Here is a 20,557-nt window from a genome sequence, read left to right as displayed (position 1 = left end):
TAAACCTACTATGCATCCAGATGAACGGAGCTTAGGCTAGAGCTAGGGTTATCAAGACTATGCTAGGATTAGATAGCGTAGATAACTGGTGAGGAAGTTTCCATGAGCGTTACAGAGCTGTCGGGCGTCTCCACCTTGGTTGGTACGCCTAAGGAGGCTCGGGCGAGCTTAAGCCGCTCGCATGCGGACCGAGTACTGGTCGTGTCTTTTGATCAGGTCAACCTCAGCGTATTTGAGGCGTTGGCGGAAAATTTCGCCAATGTGGCTTCTTCGATGTACGAGGTGCTGCAGGAGCGTCAGGACCCGAAGTCGCTGGAGCGACTGGTCGAGGTGTTTGTGACGCGTAAGCCGCCTTCGCCTCGCTTGCTCAAGGAAGCGGCAATGCTGGTACAGGCCCGCAAAGCGGTGTTGGAAAGCGGTGACTGGCTGACCGCCGCAGACATCGCCCAGGTGGCCCAGTTGAGTACTAGAAACCCGAGTGCCCAGCCCAACAAATGGAAAAAGCAGGGGCAGATCTTTGCCATCAGTCACGGTGGGGTTGATTATTTCCCTGGTTACGGCTTGGATCCGGATACGGGCTATCGACCGTTCAAGGCACTGGCCAAGGTCATTGAGGCTTTCGCTGGCCACAAGGACGGCTGGGGGATGGCTTACTGGTTTCGCTCCGATAATAGTTTTCTGGGCGGCAAAAGACCTCAGGACCTGTTGGCATCGGCGCCTGATCGGGTGATTGCTGCCGCACAGGATGAAATCCAGGGCATTGTCCATGGCTAAGCAGCGTACCGAGTCCAGTGAGGGTAGGGCGACGGCTGCCACCGATTTGACGGCGTCCGTTACCCCAGCGCCTGCGGCTACGTTGCACGTCACTTTCACCGTGATCGCCAAAGGCGATGTGCTTCATCGTGTGCATCAAGATAAGTATCAGCCAGGTCAATTCAATCCCGGTGTGCACGGCAATGCACGCTTCAGCCCGATCCAGGATGATCAGGGGCGGGCGATTCCCACCTTGTATGGCGGCACGACAGTTGAGTGCGCCTTGATGGAGACCGTCTTCCACGACGTTCCCCATACGGCCGGGTTTAAGAGCTTCGACAAAGGCAAGCTGACTGGACAGGTGCATTCTACCGTTCAGGTTAGCCAACCGCTGCACCTGGTTGATCTGTCCAGCGTGCCCCTGCGGAAACTGGGCATCACGCGCAAACAACTGATCGACACTGAGAAAGATCAATATCCTGCGACGCGCAAATGGGCAGAGGCGATCCACCGTCAGTGTCCAGATGCCCAAGGGATGTCTTGGGTGTCGCGACAAGATGATTCGGCACGTGCGGTGGTGCTCTTTGGTGACCGGGTTCCTGACGGCGCACTCCATCCGCAGGGGGTGTCACGCAGCTTGACCGGCGACTCGAATGCATTCGACACGGTGCTCAACCTGGCAGAGCGGATTGGGGTCGTCATCATCGCGGGAAAAGCTGAGTCAAAATAACCGAACAGTGGCCCCTGGAATTCGCTCTCTATGGCTGAAATCGCCATTCATTAGAACTTGCTGAGGAGGGTGGGCTTCTGTGGGATGTCGGTGGTTCCGTAGAGGGTTTTTGCAGCGTCGACGGCCAAATACGTCTTGCCTGCATCCCAAGGAAGGGCGGCGCTTGTCCCAGAACGCAAAAATGACACGATGGCTGGCTCCGTGTTGGCCGAGGATGTGGAGCTCATTATGAATGCCAACCAACCGTTGTGTGATGAACTGGTCAGCCGGCTGGAGGAAAAAATTCCAGCCATGGCGAAAGGCGGGATTAAGGCGGCCTATATCAATACGCTGGCGGCCGGACTCAGTGTGATGGAAATCAGGGATGGCATGCTCGTTGAAACAACGGCCGATGGTTCGCACACGGTTATTCGGATGGCCAAGCCCAAGCATAAGGTAGCTTCGGGCAGGATTATCAAGGTGCGTCACCTTTCATAGCTAGAGGTTGAGCGCCTGTATCTTAACGACGCCGCCGCGCTGCGTGCGAGAAATCTGATGCTTCGGCCTGCTCAGTCTTTGTACTGTGTAGGGAAGAAAGCCATCAAGCTCGCCGGTGCATTGGGTCGTTAAAATTAGTGACCGTTGGCTCTCAGCTTAGCCAAGCCCTGTTTGATGTGTCCGGCGTTCTCTCCGAGGGTCTGAAGTGCACCTCGGACGTTCGCGCCAATCTTTGTTGCACCTTGATCTTCTACCTTCAAGGTCAGCTCCATCACTGCGGCCTCCAAGGCGAGCTGATTTTGGTACAGCCGCTCAAGAACATCAGAAAGCGAATATTCGGTGGGCATTGTTTTGGCTCCAATCGAGAACTCAAGAGCGTAGCAGCGGAAGGAGCGGAAACCAAAGGGCGGTGGGCCGAGAAAGTTGCTGAGATTCAGTGGCAGCAATCGGCCGATAGTGTTGAAAAAGTCGCTCCGTTCAAACTGCCTGGAAAATTGACCGGGAAAACGCCTTTTTTGCACGCTGTTACGTGAAATCTGAGCCCGGAAGCTTCAGCCAAAAGTAAGGACTTCAATCTCAGATGCGTACTTTTCCGCCGTGGATACCAAGGCCGACTTTTTCAACAGAATCGGCCAATAGCTGCCGGTCGTAGAGGGCCGTCTTACCACCAAAAGCAACAGCGCTAATCGGGTGCAATTGCCGCTCATCTCTGATGCTCCGTGCTGCTCACCCCATTGCGTCAGCTCCATGATTGCGGCTTCAAGCGCCATTTGGTTTTGATTGATTTTGAACAGTCGGGAAAGGAGCAGATTTTCATACCACATCGTGGTTCCTCCATGAAAGAGAACAGCGTGGCAGGCAAGCGCTACTCCCGTTCAAGCTGCCTGGCGTCAGATGTCACCGCTTCCATGATAGACATCAGCTCCTCCAGCAGTTCAGAGTAATAACGAGTGACGTAGCCTGCGATGGCTTCGTTGCGCAAGAGGCGGACTAGATAACCTTTAGTCACAACCAAAACCAGCATTGTCTCGCCCAGGGTGTCCTCGACTTGCTTGTAATCATGCTGAAGATTCTCCATCTCCCGTTCCATGCGCGCAATGTCGACGGCACTGACTTCACTCGGCTTTTTTCTCGTCTCAATCAGCATCTCCGGACGAGATGCTGCCAAGACCATTCGCGCATAATTTCGAGTAAAACAGTTCGCTGAAATCATCATTTCAACCGTTTCGATTTGGCGGATGGGTTTCATCTGCCGCAGCGAGCGAAATACGTCCTGCGATACCATGCGAACCTTCAGCATCTCCGCCACTTCAGGCGCTATTCCTTTGAGTAAGTTTTCTCTATCGTGGACTTGATCAACATTGATCCCGAGTACAGCTGCAATTCGAGATGCGCCGATGCCTTTCTTCAGAGCAGATAGGATCATCTTATGCTCTTGAATCGGTGTCAGTCGGTTGATCTGGCGGTTATAGGTGAAGGCTTCATCATCAGTGGAGATCAAGCACAGTGCCTCAATGGCCCCCAATGCCTTGAGCGCCTCTAAGCGAAAATGCCCGTCCAGAAGCAGGTATGAAGCTACTCCCCCTGCGATGAGGGGTTTGGGATGAACCACCAACGGCTCAACGACTCCCAATTCCCTAATCGAGCTCAAGATGCTGGCGTACTTTTTACTGCCTGGTATCAGTTGATCGACCCTACGTGAGGGCAGTATGCGATCTAAAGGAACCGCAATGACTCGATGCTCGAATGCCTGCTTGACCTCTGCCATCACGGCGTCACCCCAAATATTCGGTCAGCGAGTGGTTTGGGCATATCCGGAATATCTTCGTTGCGAAGTAGCGTCTTGAAGTAGTCATCGGCGAGCAATTTGCGCATTGCGGTGACGATAATCAGCAGCCGCTGTTCGTTGATGTCTGACTTTTTAATCATCACCTTCTGGCGTCGGACTTCGTTCTGATAAGCGCTGAGTAGCTTCTGAGGCGTAGGTTTTTCCGTGCGAGGCGCTTGTTGCCCGTATCGTTTGCCAAAAGTTTTACGTCTATCAACCAGGCGGCGCACCCTCATCAACTGTTCGCCTTTGAGTACGCCGCTCTCGTAGGCGTCGATCATTGCCTGCTGCAGATCGACATCCTTGGAGCGAGCAATCTCCACCGCCAATTTTATTGATAACCAACCTTTCTCCACCGCAGCGATTAGTCGTTCTTCTCCATGCCGCAGTAGCACTAGAATTCCTTGGATGTAGCCTGAATCCAAGCAGGTTTTTTCGGCTATCTGCTGGCAGGTATACCCACGCTCTGACAGCATCTGGATTGACATCAAAAGCTCTCGGTTGGTGTGTTTTCGTCGTGCCAGGTTTTCAACCAACCCGATCAGGTACCGATCCGCTTCATTGGCGCTCACCACGATGCACGGAATTTTTCTCTCGCCAAGAGCTTGCAATGCTTCGAAGCGACCTTGGCCACAAACGATTTCATAGGGCTCGGTGCCGCTCGTGGTAGGTGCCACGGTAATCGGGCGTTTCAGACCTAACGCGGAGATGTTTTCAACAAGCCTGGCGAAGACCTGCTTGTTTCGCGCTCGTGGATTGAGCACCCGAATCTCCTCAATTGGCACAAGCTGAATTGTCGTTTCTTCGGCAACGTGCATCAGGGCTCGGCGATGGGTCTCGATAGCAGTCATGCAACCCTCCTAGAATCACTGCGGCGTGAGAGCTCCGAAAGGATATCCAAGGTGTCGAACCGGTAAATTTCGAGGTTGGCCTGATTTCTTTCAGCAAGACGCAGCCGAGGGAAGCCAACATCGATTGTTGGCAGAATGTAGTAATCCAAGGCGGCTTCTTCTCCTTCCTTGATGCGAACCGCGATTGTTAAGTCGGGGCTCAAACCATGTTCGAAGCGGATGCTCCACCTCTTGCTGCCACTCGGTAACACTTGGCAGCGACTCAGCACCAGCGAGATTAATATTTCTTTGTTAACCAAGATGAGGTCAGTGCTCGGATCTACCGAAACGCTACCGCCCACTTCGACAATTTTCTGAGTCGTTTTTTGAAGGAGCAGCGGGTGCATTTGCCTAAGACGTTTGTTGGCTTCGATGTATTTGTAGTCGCGTGCTGGTGAGTATCCGATTAGCGAATAGCACCGAAGCAAGCTCCCAAACCTTTGGAGATATGCGCTACTTGAGGGACATCCTTCTGACTCGTCTATAACTAGGCCTGACAGATATCCAATACGTTGATAGATTGCCTTCAGTGACTGCAGCATTTCCTCATCGGGCATGCGATAGGAGCGCGTTTGGATGATCGATTGAGCACCTTTGAATAGGATGACGCTGACGATGGGACGAAACGCTTCATCCGCTCTGACCCACTCCTCAGGCGGGTTCTGCTTATGTGTTTCCTTCAATTTGAATGAGGTGTGATTCCACACGTTATTGCCAACATACTTTTCATTGATCAGAACCTGATGCACCGTGCCTCTCGACCATAATCTGCCTCGATCATTGAGAATCCCTTGAGAGTTCAGCCAGTTTGCGATTTCGCGTTCGTTCCTTCCTTCCTCGACAAAAAGCCGATAAATGTGATGCACAATCTCAATTTCAGCGGGAGGGCCAGGCACTAAAATGACACGGTCAGTTTGGATGCTTTTATGCTCCCCAATCGCTAGTTCGTTCTTGGCTGCGCCGTGCCCATCGACCATCTGCCGCCTCAATCCGAAACCCGCCGCGCCGCCTTGGCGATACCCTAGCTCAATGAGCCGGGATTGGCCGGCAAAGACCTTAACCGACAATTCTCGGCTGTATTCGCCTGCCATCATGCGCTTCACGCTTTTGAGAATGTTAGATACAGGTGAACCGTCGTTAGTAAACTGCTCTGCGCAGTACTGGACGGATACTCCAGCCTGGCGGCAGCGCACCTCGTAACTGGCGCTCACATCGGGATCTTGAAAGCGACCCCAGCGGCTGACGTCATAGACAAGAACGGTCGAATAATCGGCTAACCCTTTCTCCACGTCATAGAAAAGTTGCTTGAGCGCGTCTCGGCCTTCTAAGCGCAAGCCGCTTTTACCCGCATCGGTGTATATCTTGTTTATTTCCAGAGCGTGAGTCGCTGCGTAAACGCGGATCGTATCGAGCTGATTCTCGGTCGAATATTGCTGATGCTCCGTGGACATACGCACATACGCCGCCGCTAGGGCGGTGCTTGAAGCACTGCTAGTGTTGTACGCGCCAATGAGATTTTGCATCGGCAAGTCCTCGATCTGTTTAGTCGCCGCTGAAGCAAGCAGGTAGGCGTGAACAGTGACTTCGTTTTGTAAAAAGTGGCTCTAATTAAGGTAGAAGACCGGGGAGGGAAAAATGTTCTCGAAAACGGGCAATTCTTTTCTGGCTCAACGGCAGTACGCAGCAGGCATTGCCAGGGCCCTGCATATGGAGCTCGGAGGAACGCACCAGGCGACGAAAACACTGATGAGGTGGACCAATGCAAATGAGAAAACGGTGAAGAACTGGATGGCTGGTAGCAACGGCCCCAGTGGGATGCACTTAGTGGCCTTGGTGAAGCATTCTGACCTAGCGTTGGCAGCTTTTCTTAGGATGGCTGGGAGGCCTCATGCGCTAACAGCTTCGGAGCTACCAGCGCTTAGGCAGAAGCTGCAGACGGTAATTGAGGGTATAGACTCTTATCTTCGTGTTGTAGATGCGGTGCTAGAGTAGATCGGGAGCAGTATCGAATATGGAACCGTTAGTGAGTGCTAACGCCATCCGGTTCCTGGGCTATATTGAAGCCGAGCACCATCAAGGCGCTGCATCATTTCGCCTGCTATCCATGGTGCCTCATCGTTAGCAACGGCAGCGTGATAATCCGCATGTGCACCATGGTCTGCGAGCCATGGCCAGGGATTGGATCAAGATAAGACCCAGCGTCAACCATTTCTGCAAGGCTGCGGCAAAATGATGTCCAGTGGTCGGTTACGCCCGGACATGGCGACGTTTCCCAGCAACCCCGGCAACCCCACGCAATGATCGCGGTGGATGGGGGTGATAAAATGGCGCAGTTCGCTCACTAACCAGGCCGTTCGCAGCACCTAGGCTTGCTCAGCCGCCATGCCCAGCGTGAACGTGCTAGTGGTGACTTTGAACGTGGCGAATCGACCTCCAATAATGCGGTGCGACCTGCGCAGCCGGCAAAAAATCTTACAACAAACAAGCGCAAAGGGCTGCGCGCTTGGTGCCAGACGCTCACCAGGCTATAAAACGATTAGGTCAACGCAACTTCAGGAGGCTTGGTAGGGCGCCGCAAGCTACTGATCCGCTGTGCGTGCTCGGATAGATTCGGCTCACTTTTGAACGATTCTTCAAGAGCCTCTAGGTGCCTCTCCAAGATTTTTATTGAACCGCTAATGTTCGCGGGGTCGAAAGGGATTTTTCCGCTGGCGATGAGAACCAGCGCCAGTTCCCAGGCTCGCTGTGAATTAGTCATTACGCCATTTCCCTATTAACTATTGTGCTATTCGATAACCCAGTTGCAGACCGCGAAGAGGGCGGCGGGAAGTCTTCGTTGAGGGCGCCGAGATGCTCGATTGCGTCACGAAACAGCGACTCGGCTTTTTGACGTATGTGCAGGTACTCTTCGAACATTTCGCAGTCAAAGTCGGGATGCTCCAAGAGATCGAACGCGCGTCGGCTGTATGCGTTCGCCTCATCAAAAAGCCTTTCATTCTGCTCAAGTGCCAAGCGGCGGCAGGCCATCAATTTTTCAGGTGTGTTACTGGGTTTCATCACGGCCATCCTTATCGAGTAGCTCCTTTGGAAACAATGCTGCAGGGGAGCTGAACCTGATACCAGCGACGGGGACGAGCCCGATAGATGTGGGACCCTTACTCTCGGTCCGGGTATCAAACTTGATACCTTTGAAATATCGATAATTTTTAAAGCGCGAGGGCTGAAAATTATCTCTTTCTTAGATGGGCGCTCCGAGATAGAGCGCTGAGTCGTTTCAGCTTTTAAGAGGCTACTGTCATGATCAGACTGGGCGGCAGAGGCGTCGTGCTGGTCGGACTGTCATAGCGGCTCAGCGCGACGGGGTGTCTACGCAACGTCAAGGAGCTGTTAGGACCAAGTGATTTTTCTCTGTGGTTCATTCTGGAGTTGCGTTGGCACTGACGAATGTCTGCTGCGTAGGAAACGATGACTTCCCTTTGCATGTTTCGTCATGGGCGGCCAGATTGAAAGCCAGACGTCGCTCATCTAGTTTTCGACACCGCCCTGCGGTCACTCTGGCTCAATTCTTTGTTTTCTATTACGCATTTTTAGCGTTGTGGAGGACGGCGTCGGATGGCGTTTTGATTGGTCCGGTTGGGATAAAGCAGCTTGGCTTACAGATAAGCGGTCTCCATAGGCTATGTGCCAAGGCTGGGTTGTGATCAAGCTGAACTAACATCACTGACGCGCCGATCGGACGAGACCGCGGAGACGAGTAGAACGTCCGACAGCGTTAGCCCTATCACTGGAACTCGCGCTACAGCTCCGTAGCGCTGAGCTAGCAATTTTTTGCTCACAGCGATTCATCACTGAGGCGGCTATCGCGCCAAGTGGCTTCTATCGGACATGCTCTGGGGCTAGATAAGACCGCCTGCATAACCGCTTAGCAAAATTAATGAACAATCTCAGCGCTCAGACATCGATTCTGTAACTGAACATTTCCGTCTAGGCATCCGGCCTCATGATTCGTAGGGCCGCTGTAGCGGCGGTGAGTCGGCTAATGAGGCGAGTTCCCATGAACGTCAACAACCAGTGCAGCGTCGAGTACAACGGTCTCACCCTCCGTGGGAAGGCTGATCAGCCGCTGATCGATTTCTTGGCAGAGCAGGGCATCGACCTGCCTCACGTCTGCTATCACCGAGCCCTCGGACCGATCCAGACCTGCGATGTCTGTTGGATCGAACATGAGGGCGAGTTGGTCCGCGGATGCTCGCTGCGTTCTGCTGATGGTATGAAGCTGGTGAGCGAAACGCCTTCCGTGAAGGCGGCGCAGGAAGAAGGCATGGATCGGATTCTTGCCAAGCATGAGCTTTATTGCACGGTCTGCGAGCACAACACAGGTGATTGCACGCTCCACAATACCGTCGCCGATATGAACCCCGTGATCCAGCGCTACAAATACCAGCGCAAGCCCTACAGCAAGGATCACTCGAACCCTTTTTATACGTACGACCCCGATCAATGCATTCTCTGTGGGCGTTGCGTGGAGGCGTGCCAGAACGTCGAGGTCAACGAAACGCTGAGCATCGATTTCACCATGGACCATCCACGGGTGTTGTGGGATGGCGGAACCGAAATCGAGGGCTCCAGCTGTGTGAGCTGCGGTCACTGCGTCACGGTTTGTCCCTGCAACGCGTTGCTGGAAAAAACCATGCAGCCGGATGCCGGACCGCTGACGTCGATGCCCGAGGACATCAAGCGGCCACTCATCGACGCGGTGAAAACGATCGAAAACACGGTTGGTGCGCCGCCCATTACTGCTATTTCCGTCATGGACATGCATTGGCGGCAGCCCGAAATCAAACGCACCAAAACCGTGTGCACTTACTGTGGCGTGGGTTGTTCGTTCGAAATGTGGACCCGTGACCGCACACTGCTCAAGGTGCAGCCGGTGGTGGACGCACCGGCGAACGGCATATCGACGTGTATCAAAGGCAAATTCGCCTGGGATTTCGTGAACAGCGAAAAGCGCCTGACCACGCCGCTGATTCGCGAGAACGGTCAGTTCCGCGAAGCGAGCTGGGATGAGGCGCTGACTTTGGTTGCGGGCCGTCTTCTGGCCATAAAACGTGAGCACGGCGCCGATGCCATCGGCTTCATTGGCTCCAGCAAGGCCAGTAACGAAGAAGCTTACCTGACGCAGAAAATTGCTCGCCTGATTATCGGAACCAACAGCGTCGACAACTCTTCGCGATACTGCCAGAACCCGGCGACACAAGGGCTTTTCCGCACGGTCGGTTATGGCGGCGACGCCGGTACGATCGCTGACCTGGAGCAGGCGGATCTGATCGTCCTGGTGGGTAGCAACCTGGCGGAGAACCACCCGGTCATCGCTTCGAAAATCAAGGCCGCGCGAAAGCATCGTGGGCAAAAGCTGCTGGTGGTCGATCCGCGTAAACATGAAATGGCAGAGCGCGCCGACCTGTTCTTGCAGATCCGGTCGAGCACGGACATCGTCTGGGCCAGTGCAATGTCGCGTTACCTGTTCGACCATGGCATGGCGGACACGGCGTTTCTGGAAGAGCGTGTGAACCAGGTGGACAAGTACCGGCGTTCGCTTGAACCCTTTACCCTGCCCTTTGCTTCGCAGGTCACTGGGTTGTCGGAGGCGGATCTGGTCAGCGCCGCGAATATGATCGGCGGCGCCAAGCGGGTCTGTCTGCTTTGGGCGATGGGCATCACTCAGCACAGCCATGGGGCCGACACCAGCACCGCGCTCTCCAATCTCTTGTTGGTCACCGGCAACTATGGCCGCCCCGGCACCGGCGGTTACCCGATGCGCGGTCACAATAACGTCCAAGGGGCCAGCGACTTCGGGTGTTTGAAGAACGTTTACCCCGGTTATGAAAAGGTCACTGACGAAGCGGTTCGAGCCAAGTGGGCAAAGGCCTGGGGCGTGGCGCCCGAACGACTGTCCGTCAAGGTCGGTGAAGACAATTTCCTGATGGTCCAGCATGCCGCCGAGCAGAAGATCAAGGCCATGTATGTGATCGGTGAGGAAACGGCGTTTTCCGACGCCGACACTGAAAACGTGCAGGAGGCCTTCAAGAAACTCGACTTCATGGTCGTGCAGGACATTTTCTTCAGTCGCACCGCGCAGTTTGCCGACGTCGTGCTACCAGGCTGTCCTAACGTTGAAAAGGACGGCACCTTCGTCAACACCGAGCGGCGGATCCAGCGCTTTCATGAGGTGTTCCCGCCGCTGGGCAACAGCCTGCCAGACTGGCGCATCCTGACCGATCTGGCCAAGAGAATGGGCCATGATTGGGGGTATGAACATCCCTCGCAGATCTTTGCGGAGGTGGCCGGCATCTCTACCTTGTTCGCCGGCGCCAGTTATGAGCGGCTGGACGGTTGGAAGTCCCTGCTCTGGCCGGTGAAGCCGGATGGCACCGATACTCCGTTGCTCTATACCGACCGGTTCCACACCGACGACGGCAAGGCTGTACTGTATCCGCTCGAGTGGAAACCCCCGGCGGAAGCGCCCGACAGCGAATTCGACCTGATGCTGGACAACGGACGCATGCTGGAGCATTTCCAGGGCAACAATCAGACGGGACGTGGCGACCGTATCGATTCGTTGTCACCGGACTGGTACGTCGAAATCAGTCCCGAGCTTGCCGCTGAACGGGGCATCGAGGAGAGCACCCGGGTGCGGATCACTTCTCGCCGTGGCTCGGTCACGGTGCCGGTGCTCATCACCGACCGAGTGCGCGGGAAGGTGTTGTTCCTGCCGATTCACCAAGGCAAGCCCGGCATTAATGAACTCACCGGGGAACATCATGATCCAGACGTCAATACCCCGGCCTACAAGGAAACCGCTGTGAAGATGACGGTGCTGAGGGATGCCCCCCAGCCCTCGGTATTGCCACGCGGCAATTTCCGAAACGGCCACCGGACGCCCAACGATGGCGTGGCAGTGGCGGTGAAGTGGGCCAGAGACGACTACGCGCCGATCGACGCACCGGCGCCCCATCCGGAGAGGTTTTGATGGCCGAGCCTATTGATTACAACGTCAAACCGAGCAAGACCGAGCCTGACGCGAAGGACGAGCTCGATCGTCTGGTCCAGAGCCTCCATGAACACGGCGTGCTGCGCATGGCCAATGACCTGGTCTGTGCCAACACGGCGATTACCAAAGTGCTCGTTGATGGCCTGAACAAGGAAGGCACGCTCAACGTCATCCAGAACCTGTCGATCCTGGCGATGGCCCTGTCCCGCGTGCCGCCCGACGAGCTCTACCGGTTGGTCTTCGCGCTGAAGGATGCAGGCGCTGCGGTCAGTCAATGGACCGCGCCGGGCAACGACGACGTCGCGCCGGGCGTGCGGGGTTCCTACCGGTTGTTGCATGACGAATCGCTTTGGCGGGCGATCATGCCGCTCGTGGAAGGCTTGAAAGCGCTGGGTGAGGGCATGAAAAGGCCGGTCGATAAACCGATCAGCCAGTTCTCCGGCAAACCCAGCGGCGCTTGAGCGGGGTCTACCCATGGAATCGGCGGATCCGGCGCTGATGCTGGCGCGGTACCAGTTCGCGTTCACCATCAGCTTTCATATCGTGCTGGCCGCATTTTCCATCGGCCTGGCTAATTACCTGATGGTGCTGGAGGCCCTCTGGCTGTGGCGCAAGCGTCAAGTCTATAGGGACGTCTACCGGTTCTGGTTGAAGATATTCGCCTTGACCGTCGCCGTGGGCACGGCATCCGGGCTGGTCATGGAGTTCGAGTTCGGGACCAACTGGAGCGCGCTGGCCAGCCGGGCAGGGAGCATCCTCGGCCCTCTGATGTTCTACGAAGTCATGGTCGCGTTTTTTCTGGAGGCAGGTTTCATCGGGGTCATGCTGTTTGGCATGAACAAGGTCGGGCCGCGCCTGCATTTTCTTTCCACGTGTGCGGTGGCCGTTGGCTCGTTGTTCAGTGCATTCTGGATATTGTCAGCCAATTCCTGGATGCACACCCCCGCTGGCTTCAGCATTGCCAGCGATGGCCGGTTCGTGGCCGAGGACTGGCTGCAGATCATATTCAATCCGTCGTTTCCCTATCGCATGGTGCACATGAGCATCGCCGCCTTTCTCGGCACAGCTACCCTGGTGGGTGGCGCGGGCGCGTGGCACCTGCTACGGGATAAAACCCATGCGCCCGCGCGAGTGATGGTTTCAATGGCATTGTGGATGGCGGCGGTGGTCGGGCCTATCCAACTCGTGGCGGGGGACCTGCACGGTGAAAACACCCGGGACCATCAACCGCAGAAGCTGGCGGCGATGGAAGGTTCCTGGCGACGCCCGGAAGCGGGCCAGGGGGAACCGCTGAGGTTGTTCGCGATACCTGACCAGGCCAACCGCAGGAATGATTTCGAATTGGCGATTCCCCATCTCGGCTCGCTTTATCTGCACCACAACTGGACCGGCACCATACAGAGCCTTGATGAATTCGCGCCCGAAGACATTCCACCGGTGGCTGTGGTCTTTTTCGCGTTTCGCATCATGGTGGGCATCGGCTTGCTGATCGTGGCACTCGGTGTCGCCAGTCTTTTTCTGCGCTGGCGCGGTGGGTTGTTCGAATGTCGATGGTTGATGCGCTGCACGATGCTCATGGCCCCGGCCGGGTTTGTGGCCATGGTCTGCGGGTGGGTCGTCACCGAAGTCGGACGTCAGCCATTCACCGTCTATGGCTTGATGCGCACCGTTCACAGCAACTCGCAGCAACCGCTTTCATTCGTCGCGGGCAGCACGCTCGCTATCACGGTCGTGTATCTGCTGGTTTTTGGCCTGGGGCTTTTCTATCTGATGCGAGCGATCAGCCGACTGCCGACGAAATCAACGGACGTCAACGAATAAGCGGCAGCGCAACGCGGGGGGAATCGTGATGTTCATATCTGAAGCGCTGTTACCCGATCTGGCGGCCGCTGCGATTGCATTTACTATCATCACCTATGTGATTCTGGATGGCACCGATTTGGGGGTCGGGATTCTCTTCGCAACCCGCCATGATCCTCATGAAAAGCAAATCATGGTCAACTCGATTCTCCCGATCTGGGACGGCAATGAAACCTGGCTGGTGCTTGGCGGCGGCGGTTTGCTCGCGCTTTTCCCCGTGGTTTACAGCGTCTTGTTTTCCGCGCTCTATGTCCCGGTCATTGCGATGCTGCTGGCATTGATTATCAGGGCAGTAGCATTGGAGTTCCGGGCTGACGCGTCTACACGAATGAAGCGCTGGCTCGACATCAATTTCGTGACCGGCTCGTTAATCACGGCCCTTTGCCAAGGCGTCATCATGGGCTCGGTGGTACAGGGTATCGATAACCAAGAGGGCCAGTTCACGGGGGACGGTTGGGAATGGCTGAGTGCATTTCCACTGACGTGTGGCCTGGTGCTGGTGATTGGCTACGCGCTGCTTGGCAGTTGTTGGCTGTACTGGCGCACCGAGGGGGCGCTACAAGCGACGGCCAGAAGGCAGGCGCGCATGCTCGGGTGGCTGGCACTGGCAGGCATCGCAATCATTGTGGTGTGGACCAGTTTGTTGGCACCGTCCTATCGAGACCATCTTCTTCAATCGAACCTGAGCCTGGCGGTTCTATTCATTCAGTGCGCGTTGCTGGTCGGGTTTTACCGGGCTTTTTCCAGTCGCTTTCATTTCCTTCCGTTGTTCGCGGTGCTGGGATGGTTCGGCACGGCGTTCGTTGTCGCGATCATCGCGCTTTACCCATTGATTTTGCCTCCCTCGCTGGCGATCAGCCAAGCGTCTGCTCCAGCCTCAAGCCAGGGCTTTATGCTCATCGGTTTCGCTGTTCTGGTGCCAGTGACGCTGGCCTACAACACATGGGGATTTTGGGTCTTTCGCGGTAAGGTCAAAGCTGAGTCTCTGCATGAATAGCCAGTTTTTCCTGCCGCTCAATAGCAAAAAAATATCTCACTGCAAAGAAACGTAGATAAAAATATATTGCAAGAACTTCCCAAATCTTAAACGCGACTAGTCGCCTTTTCCGGCATCGTGCAGGATTAAAAAACGCGCAGGGGAACGGTAATCCTGCGCGCTGCCCTGCGCGATATTTACTTAGCACGCGCTTCGGCTTGCAGAAATGCGGCGAGATTGTCCCTTGCCTGGCGCTTAAGGGAGCGTCATCGCGAGGTGACCGGTGCAGTTAAATAAAAAACAGCAAGATATAAGACGGCAGGTGTAATCAGCGTGGATCTCTGATTCGCTTGACTAGACAGTTAAGCTTTGAAATCGATAACTGACCAGCGAAAATACGATGAACTCAGAAAGGATACCTTGCAGAACTTTCAAGTAACGCCTTTGGAGCCCCTGTCGCTATAGCGTGACTTTTTGTTGATTTCAGCTAGTGGGCGCTGTCACGTGACAGCGCGTTTGAAAACTCGCGCACTTAGGAGTTAGTGGATTTCGTAGCGATGTTAGTACCGCAACGGAGCCCGACGCCTTTAAAGCTTCGTCAAGATATATTCAACATTCACATATCAGGTAATTCAATCTGGCGCGAACTTCTAGGGTCCTGAAAATCGAATGAGCGCTCTTGAACAGTACGATAAACTACTACGCCCTACAGCGATGTTGGAAAAGGCCAAGGCGAACTACAGGCTTGCGGTAGAGAACTAGGCTTAAGCACTTACATCAGGTCAAGTTCGACGACTGGCGAGACATAACCATCTCCTCGAGAATTTCGCGCACGAGTCGGTTAGTCCCAGTCTCACCGTGGTATTGGATTCGGTCGATGTTAGCGATCGTGAACTGGTGCTCGTCCGGACCAGTCACCTCGACAGACAAGCTACTGTCAGCGTTTATTGAGCAAACGATAGTGCACTGAGGTAGGCGGTTCGAAAGTACTGCTTCAAGTTCGCTTTTACTCATTGTATCCATCGCACATTGCTCCTTCTCATCGCTGAAAGGGGGCAAGAATAGAGCAATCCTGTGCGATGCAAATGGTGGCAAGTTAATGTTAGGGGGCGCCTAGCCCGCGCGGGTACAAGAAAATTGGTGCTACATTGGCACTTCTTTTTAGAAGATTTTTCCACTTTTTTGGATACGAATCTAGCCCGTTGGAGATGAGGATGAAGTGACGAGCTGCCGTGGGTGGCCACGATAAACGCTTACCGTGTCGCCGGGTATCGCGCGGGAACCTTCTACTACGGCACGCTAAGGGTGAGTCTCCGTCGGCCGGGGACAAGGTATCTGACGAACTGGGCCGCAGGGGGACGTACCGAATAGCATATGTGGGCTCCCAACGGGGAGTAAACGTCCATCAGAGTCACCTTGTGTTTAATCAGATAGGCAAAGTAGCTCCGGTTTCCTTCCCATGCGCTATCATTATTCCTATCTCCTTTCGAGGTGTTCGCTTGTTAATTTTTGGTTCGCCATGGAGCCGTAGCTGACAGGCTAGCTCTAGAGGGTGAATTCAGAAAGTGCGCGACCACGACAGGACTTACGTGATGAACACCAAAGCAGACTCGGACGAAGGTCGTCCTCAACGGCAGGACATACAGCCCAGCCACCTGGGCTTCCCAGTCGTAGGTATTGGAGCTTCTGCAGGCGGACTGCAAGCTGTTCAGCACTTCTTCGCGCACATGCCAGCTGACAACGGGATGGCGTTCGTTGTGGTGCTCCACTTGTCTCCCGATCACCAAAGCAGCGCAGGAAAACTGATCGCTAGCCGAACCAAGATGCCGGTCATCCAACTGGTTTCCGCCGTGCCAGTCGAACGCAACCATGTGTATGTGATCTCCCCCGCGCAGCGCCTGTCGATGAATGACGGCTATTTATGTGGCTTACCGCCAATACCAAGAAGTGGTCGGCACGTGACCATAGACCTATTTTTTCGCGATCTGGCGGACGCTCATAAAGAACGCGCGTTTTGCGTTGTATTGTCGGGTACGGGTTCCGATGGTGCCGTTGGCTTGTCGCGTATCAAAGAGCAAGGCGGAGTGACCCTGGCGCAGCTCCCCGAAGACGCCGAGTTTGATGGAATGCCAAAAGCGGCAATCAACAGCCAAAAAGTTGATTTCGTACTGCCAGTTGTCGACATGCCTCAGAAAATCCTGGATCTATGGCAGAACGCCCAACGCATCGAGTTACCGAACGCTCCTGAAGTCCAGCCTGACCCTGCGCCCAAAATCGATGAGCGAGCAGCTGAAAAAGCCGAGCAAGCCCTTCTCGATATTCTAGCCAAACTACGGGCAGGCACTGGCCATGACTTCAGGCATTACAAGCGAGCCACGGTTCTACGCCGTATCGAGCGGCGGATGCAGGTAACGACGCAACCCGATTTACCAGCCTACTATCGTTATCTCTGCGAGCATGCTAATGAAACAAAGGCGCTGCTCGATGACATGCTTATCGGCGTGACCAATTTCTTTCGCGACCGCGAGTCCTTTGAGTCGCTGGAACGCGAAGTTGTGCCACAGCTTTTCGCGCGTCACCAGAAGTCCGAGAGCGTAAAAGAGATCCGTGTCTGGTCAGCAGGTACGTCTACGGGGGAAGAGGCCTATTCGCTGGCTATCCTGCTCAACGACCACAAAGTTGAGAACACATCCGACCTGAACATTCAGGTCTTCGCCAGCGATATAGACGACCGTGCCATAAGCACCGGTCGCGCTGGGTTGTATACTGAAGCCATCGTCACCGATATCCCGCCTACGCGCCTGCGCCGGTATTTCGTAAAGGAGGGCGCCAGCTACCGTGTGCGTAAGGACCTTCGCGAACAGGTGCTATTTGCCAAGCACAGCTTGCTTGCAGACCCACCGTTCTCACAGATCGATCTGATTGTATGCCGCAACCTGCTTATCTATCTCGACCGCGATATTCAACGCGAGATTTTACAGATTTTTCATTTTGCACTGCGCTCGGGTGGCTATCTCTTTCTCGGTAGTTCGGAATCAGCCGATACATGCCCAGAGCTTTTCACTTCTGTTGACAAAAAAAATCGGATTTTTCGCGCCCGTGATCTGAATACTCATAGGCGGCCAGCGATGCCACAGGGCGGATACGTCCGTACGACTTCGATTTCCCAATCCAGTAATACTCAAGTGGCCAAGAAGCCTTCGACCGTCGAACTTTACCAGCGGGCAGCGGAACGTTTCTCCCCACCCAGTATCATCATCAATAGCGAAGCTGACGTCCTTTATATCAGTCAGGGCGCTGGGCGATACCTGCAGCATATGGGGGGGGAGGTCAGCAACAATCTTCTGTCACTGGTAAACGGCGATCTGCGGCTGGAATTGCGTACCAGTATTTTTCAAGCGCAACAGTCCGGGCAATCCGTCCGGGCACGTCCGATCAATCATCAGCTTGACGCTAAGCACTACCAGGTACAGATCGAAGTTCATCCGTACACCGATGCTGAAACCGAGTTGAATTGTTCGTACATCGCGTTTAACGAGCAAGAGATAGACGCGCAAAACATCAGTTCGAATGCCACTGTGCAGTCGGAAAACCAGATGCTCTCGAACCTTGATCGTGAATTGCAGCGTACCAAGCTGCAACTTCAAGACGTGATTGAGCAATCAGAGGTTTCAAGCGAGGAGTTGAAGGCGTCCAATGAGGAAATGCAGGCGATCAACGAAGAATTGCGCTCTGCCTCTGAGGAGTTGGAAACCAGCAAGGAAGAGCTGCAGTCGATGAACGAAGAGCTGCTCACAGTGAACCACGAGCTGAAGATCAAGGTGGAGGAAACAGACCAGGTTAACGACTATTTAAGCAACCTCATCAGCTCCACTGACATAGCCACCGTTTTTGTCGACCGAGAGTTGCGGATCAAATGGTTTACACCGCGCGCCACCGATATTTTCAGCATGCTGGCGGTGGATACAGGGCGCCCTTTGATGGATATCACACATCGCTTGGAGTACGACGAAATGATAGACGATGCGCTATCAGTTTTCGAGTCGCTCAAGGGGGTTGAGCGTGAAATCCCCAGCTCCAACGGCCGTTGGTACATCGTGCGTATTCTGCCCTACCGATCCAATGGCGATCAGATCGGCGGCATCGTCCTGACCTTCGTTGATATCACCTCGCGGCGTGAGGCCGAGCAGGAACTTCGCTTGAGCGAGGAGCGGATGCGTCTAGTTGCGGAAAGCACGCATGACTATGCCATCGTCGTGCTCAACGAAGAGGGTTTCATCACCGAATGGAATGAGGGAGCGCGGCACACCTTCGGTTTCAGCCGCGAGGAAGCCGAAGGCCAGCATTTCCGCTTTATTTTTTCCGTCGAAGACCAACGTGCGGGTATTCCCGAAATTGAGCTCGCAACGGCCCGTACCCATGGTCGTAGCGATGATGAACGCTGGCATGTGCGTAAAGATGGCAGCAGGTTCTACTGCAGTGGCGAGGTGACAGCGTTAGCGAGCAAAGGCTTTCAAGGGTTCGTCAAGATCGCACGAGATCTGACTGACCATATCAAGTTGCACGAAGAGCAGCAGCAGAACCTTAAGGCCTCCCTGAACTCCATCCAGCAAAAGGATCAGTTTTTTGCGGTCATGTCGCATGAACTTAAGCACCCGTTGAACCTCATTCAGCTAAACGCACAGGTGGCCCGCCGGCTTCCGGTAGCGAAGAAAGATCCGACGTTGCAAAAAGCGATCAGCACCATCACCGATGCGGTAGCGAGCCAGGCGCGTATCATTGACGATCTGATGGATGTCGCGCGGGTACGCAACGGCAAGCTCCAGTTGCAATGCAAGCCGCTTGATTTAGTGGTTGTGCTCAATGAAATCCAGCAGGTCATGCTCAAGGCAGAGCCAGGTTGCAAGATCCAATTCAAGACCCCCGAGGAGAGCCTATTCATCCTTGCCGATCAGACTAGGATAGAACAGATCATCTGGAACCTGCTCACCAACGCAATCAAGTTCACGCCGGTTGACGGCACCGTGCAGGTTGTGACCACGAAGCAAAATAAGTCGGCACGTATCGAAGTGATCGACACGGGGCCAGGAATTGAAAAAGATCAGCTGGAACGCATTTTTGAGATGTTTGGCCAAGCCAATCATCGTCCTTCAGGTCAGCACCGGGGTGGGCTAGGGATTGGCCTGGCGCTGGTCGAGCAACTGGTCGAAAGCCATCATGGCCAGATCGAGGCCTTTTCCGAAGGCGCGGGCAAAGGGTCACGCTTCACTGTGGAATTGCCATTGGTCGACGCGCCCGCTGAGCCTATGGGAGATCATCTCGACGAGGACCAAGGTCAGCTAGCAGGAATCAAGGCCTTGCTCTTAGACGATTCGCTTGAAGTTCTGGAAGCGCTACAACTGTTGCTTGAATTGGAGGACGCGCAGGTAATGGCATTTGATCATCCGTCCAAGGCGCTGGCCGTGGCGCAGTCGCAACGCTTCGATGTGGTCATCTCCGACATCGGACTGCCGGACATGGATGGCCATGAGTTTCTTGCTGCGCTACGTAAATTACCGGACTGCGCGACATTGCCAGCAATCGCGCTTACAGGCTACGGCGCAGATGAAGGTATGCGTTACCAAGGGGCGGGTCGATTCGATGCATCTCTTGGTAAGCCAGTCGTACTGGAAGATCTGACAAATCTGGTCTGCGGGCTGGTTGCATCCCATGGAAGAGAGTGATCCTAGCGCGGTTAGCATACGTGATATAGGCCATTGCAATGCGGCATACGTCCTGATGGAAGCCGCAGACAATTGGAATGGCTCACCCGGAATCGGTTTTGCATTATCTGAAGAACATTCCGCAAAGGGAACTCATGAGCGTCTGTTGTGGTTGGTTGCAAGGTCGGTAGCGGAGTCACGTAGCTTCGCTAGTCGTGCGACTTCTAAAAGAGCGACTATCCCAGCATTATCGATTTACAGTGGGCAATATCCGAGACCTAAGAGGCGCT

The 20,557-nt window shown here is 54.7% G+C and carries 14 protein-coding genes and 1 pseudogene; 8 read left to right on the top strand and 7 right to left on the bottom strand.

Annotated elements, in window-relative coordinates; genetic code table 11:
- Window positions 1–102 precede the first annotated feature (102 nt).
- The 3 genes from J3P85_RS16710 (at window position 103) to J3P85_RS16700 (ending at window position 1,960) form a co-directional block, all read left to right on the top strand.
- Complete coding sequence (locus tag J3P85_RS16710) at window positions 103–774, top strand: hypothetical protein (RefSeq protein ID WP_434702512.1); 672 nt, start codon at window positions 103–105, stop codon at window positions 772–774.
- On the top strand, window positions 767–1,483 hold the full coding sequence (locus tag J3P85_RS16705) for an RES family NAD+ phosphorylase (RefSeq protein ID WP_434702510.1): 717 nt from the start codon (window positions 767–769) through the stop codon (window positions 1,481–1,483). Before J3P85_RS16710 ends, J3P85_RS16705 begins: the two co-directional genes overlap by 8 nt.
- A 228-nt stretch (window positions 1,484–1,711) precedes the next feature.
- A complete protein-coding gene (locus J3P85_RS16700; RefSeq protein WP_434702508.1) occupies window positions 1,712–1,960 on the top strand; it encodes a hypothetical protein in 249 nt (82 codons plus the stop codon).
- A 134-nt stretch (window positions 1,961–2,094) separates the two neighbouring features.
- Here the strand turns inward: J3P85_RS16700 and J3P85_RS16695 are convergent, their stop codons facing one another.
- From J3P85_RS16695 to J3P85_RS16665, 7 genes and pseudogenes are all read right to left on the bottom strand, one after another.
- On the bottom strand, window positions 2,095–2,307 hold the full coding sequence (locus J3P85_RS16695; protein WP_434706393.1) for a hypothetical protein: 213 nt from the start codon (window positions 2,305–2,307) through the stop codon (window positions 2,095–2,097).
- 204 nt (window positions 2,308–2,511) lie between these two features.
- Window positions 2,512–2,784, bottom strand: coding sequence for a hypothetical protein (locus J3P85_RS16690; protein ID WP_434706446.1), 273 nt, complete (start codon window positions 2,782–2,784; stop codon window positions 2,512–2,514).
- Window positions 2,785–2,825: 41 nt separating this feature from the next.
- Complete coding sequence (locus J3P85_RS16685; RefSeq protein ID WP_434702507.1) at window positions 2,826–3,728, bottom strand: plasmid partitioning protein RepB C-terminal domain-containing protein; 903 nt, start codon at window positions 3,726–3,728, stop codon at window positions 2,826–2,828.
- Complete coding sequence (locus J3P85_RS16680; protein ID WP_434702506.1) at window positions 3,728–4,639, bottom strand: ParB/RepB/Spo0J family partition protein; 912 nt, start codon at window positions 4,637–4,639, stop codon at window positions 3,728–3,730. The genes J3P85_RS16685 and J3P85_RS16680 overlap by 1 nt, the downstream gene beginning before the upstream one ends.
- Entirely contained in the window at window positions 4,636–6,201 is a 1,566-nt protein-coding gene (locus J3P85_RS16675) for a recombinase family protein (protein WP_434702505.1), read from the bottom strand. The genes J3P85_RS16680 and J3P85_RS16675 overlap by 4 nt, the downstream gene beginning before the upstream one ends.
- A 510-nt stretch (window positions 6,202–6,711) precedes the next feature.
- A pseudogene (locus J3P85_RS16670) lies at window positions 6,712–6,843 on the bottom strand (serine hydrolase); the annotation flags it as partial.
- Window positions 6,844–7,435: 592 nt separating this feature from the next.
- Window positions 7,436–7,735, bottom strand: coding sequence for a hypothetical protein (locus tag J3P85_RS16665; protein ID WP_434702503.1), 300 nt, complete (start codon window positions 7,733–7,735; stop codon window positions 7,436–7,438).
- Between the two features lie 997 nt (window positions 7,736–8,732).
- Between J3P85_RS16665 and fdhF the strand changes: the two genes are divergently transcribed.
- The 5 genes from fdhF (at window position 8,733) to J3P85_RS16640 (ending at window position 20,288) form a co-directional block, all read left to right on the top strand.
- Window positions 8,733–11,708: a formate dehydrogenase subunit alpha gene (fdhF, locus tag J3P85_RS16660; RefSeq protein WP_434702502.1), complete on the top strand. Its 2,976-nt coding sequence runs from the start codon at window positions 8,733–8,735 to the stop codon at window positions 11,706–11,708.
- On the top strand, window positions 11,708–12,190 hold the full coding sequence (locus J3P85_RS16655; RefSeq protein ID WP_434702501.1) for a DUF1641 domain-containing protein: 483 nt from the start codon (window positions 11,708–11,710) through the stop codon (window positions 12,188–12,190). Before fdhF ends, J3P85_RS16655 begins: the two co-directional genes overlap by 1 nt.
- A 13-nt stretch (window positions 12,191–12,203) precedes the next feature.
- Window positions 12,204–13,550, top strand: a complete 1,347-nt coding sequence (locus J3P85_RS16650) for a cytochrome ubiquinol oxidase subunit I (protein WP_434702499.1) — start codon at window positions 12,204–12,206, stop codon at window positions 13,548–13,550.
- Between the two features lie 28 nt (window positions 13,551–13,578).
- Window positions 13,579–14,586 carry a cytochrome d ubiquinol oxidase subunit II gene (gene cydB / locus J3P85_RS16645; RefSeq protein WP_434702497.1) on the top strand — a complete coding sequence of 336 codons (1,008 nt, stop codon included), beginning with the start codon at window positions 13,579–13,581 and terminating at the stop codon, window positions 14,584–14,586.
- A gap of 1,571 nt (window positions 14,587–16,157) precedes the next feature.
- Window positions 16,158–20,288, top strand: coding sequence for a CheR family methyltransferase (locus J3P85_RS16640; RefSeq protein ID WP_434702495.1), 4,131 nt, complete (start codon window positions 16,158–16,160; stop codon window positions 20,286–20,288).
- Window positions 20,289–20,557: the final 269 nt, after the last annotated feature.

The sequence above is a fragment of the Pseudomonas sp. Z1-12 genome, from assembly GCF_051132015.1.
GTDB classification, from domain to species: domain Bacteria; phylum Pseudomonadota; class Gammaproteobacteria; order Pseudomonadales; family Pseudomonadaceae; genus Aquipseudomonas; species Aquipseudomonas zanjanensis.
The sequence above is the reverse complement of the archived record's forward strand: the minus strand, read 5'-3'. Positions and strand labels throughout refer to the sequence as shown.